This is a genomic window from Streptomyces sp. NPDC054796 (genome assembly GCF_053611545.1).
Genome location: NZ_JBSHAO010000154.1, coordinates 1 through 1,967 on the forward strand (window position 1 = coordinate 1; position 1,967 = coordinate 1,967).

Annotated in this window: 2 protein-coding genes; both read right to left on the reverse strand. The window is 67.0% G+C overall.

Translation table 11 applies throughout. The annotated features are described in order from the left end of the window. A partial coding sequence (locus ACWGJ2_RS40310; protein ID WP_453351396.1) for a hypothetical protein occupies positions 1–802 on the reverse strand: 802 nt, incomplete at its 3' end. Continuing rightward, positions 799–1,929, reverse strand: a complete 1,131-nt coding sequence (locus tag ACWGJ2_RS40315) for a hypothetical protein (protein ID WP_453351397.1) — start codon at positions 1,927–1,929, stop codon at positions 799–801. The genes ACWGJ2_RS40310 and ACWGJ2_RS40315, both read right to left, overlap by 4 nt. Positions 1,930–1,967: the final 38 nt, after the last annotated feature.

Sequence of the window (1,967 nt, forward strand, 5' to 3'; positions counted from 1 at the left end):
GTGTTGGCCAGTTCGCCAGAGGTGCTTCCCGAACCCGCCCATTGATGGTTCGCACGGCTCTTTCGCTGTCGGGGAACGAAACGTCCTGGAGAAGCGTGACGACGAGGGAGGCGGTCTCCTTGGCTTCGGTCGCCCGGAGGCGGTACCAGCAGCCGAGTGCGTTGCCGACGGCACGAAGAGTGGTGTTGTGACGAGGGCCGAGGTGACGGTGCCACGCACGAGCCATGAAGGTCCAGCTTTGCAGGCCGTAGCGGAAGTCCCGGCGGAGCCAGGCGATATCACCGCGTACGAGGCCAGCCGCCAGGGTGTAGAGGTGGCTCGGTCCGAACTGGGCGGAGAGCTCGGCGAGTAGCCGGTCGGCTTCGCGGGCCGCTTCGGCGAAGCGGTTCTGGTTGGCGGTAGCGCAGATGGCACTGAGCTGTCCTCGGTAGGGCTCAGGGAGGGGGTCGTAGGGCCGGGCAGGCGGCACAGGGTCCGGAGCCTGGGACTGCGGCATCGGCCGACGTGTCGGCGAGGCCGCTGCCTGGAGAGAGCGGGGTTCAGCAGGGGGCAGCGTCCCGTGGTTCAAGGAGTTGCTGGTGCCGTCGGTGTTGACCTGGATCGTGGTCGTGTATTGGGCTTGCTCGTCCTGGATCACAGCGCGGATCGGCGTCTCCACCGCGGCAGCCTCCAGTTGGAGGTGTGCCAGGACCGCTTCGCTGAGCGAGATGGCTGGCGGTGGCGTGAAGTATTCCTCGTCAATGAAGCAGATCCCGTCGGGCGTGATCCGCACCTGCACAACGTCTGGCGATTCGTCGCTCACTGCTGGCCCTCCTGCTCGTCCGGGGGAAGGGGGATGGTGCTGGTGCCGCCAGCGCTCGGGAAGCTCGGTTCGGCCCATCCGCGGTACCGCAGGCGCCAGGCGCCGTCCGTGAGCTCTTTCCGCGAGACGATGGCGATCTTGCCTTGGCGCGGGAAGTCGTCCCCTACGTCGTTGCTAGCCACCTGGTCGTTGCCGAGGTAGAGGGCGACGTGCCCCGCCGAGCTGCCGGTGTCGTAGAACAGCAGCGCTCCTGCGGGCGGTGACACGTCGCCCGGGTGCGCGAGTCCGGCGTCGACGAGCCGGTTCCAGTGAACGTTGGCCGATGCTGATCCGGAAGAGCCCCAGCCGTATGCCTGGGCGACGAAGTTTCCGCATTTGCGGTACCAGCCCGTCTTACCCGCTTCGCTCCGGGCGCCGGCGATGGCCTGGGCCGCGGTGCGCGGGTTCGTGACGTCGAATGTGGCCTCGGGGTCGTTGCCGCCGGAGGCGTCCGGGTCGTTGCAGTCCGCGCTGAGCGAGGTTACGGCCTGGGTTCCCCAGGTCTTGGCTACGAGCGCGCCTGCTGCGGACTCCCACTTGGCGTACTCGTTGCGGTACTCCTCGGCGGGACGCTGGATCGTGGCGGCGACCTTGGTGAGGGGTTTCTGCTGCCAGTTGTCGACCTTGACAAGCTGGTCGTAAAACTTTCCGGAGGCGTGCACCGGGTCGGTGGCCTCACTGACTGTTCCCCAGCCTTGGCTCGGCCTCTGTTGGAAGAGCCCGACGCTGTCCGCGTGGCCGTGGTGCAGGTTGTCGAGGGTGCTTTCCTGCATGGCGACCGCCACGGCGATGACCGCGGCACGTGGTGGCAGGCTTCTGGTGCGGGCGACGGTGGTGATGGTGTCGGCGTTGCGTATCTGGCCGGCGGTCCACTCGGCGCTGTTCTGTGCGCCCTGCGGATGCAGCGGAACGGTGACTTGGCCACCCGTACCGGCTCTGCTTTCTCCGTCTCCGATCGGCTGAAGACCGCTCTGACAGGTGTTGGCGTTGGCCTGGAGCATGGCACCGCTGACCGCGAGGACGCAGAGAGAGAACACGGCGACTCCTGCTGCGGTGACGCCTATGGCTGCCTTGCCGAGCTCGTTCATCCTCACCTCAGCCATACACACACGTTGAGGAAAGAAGG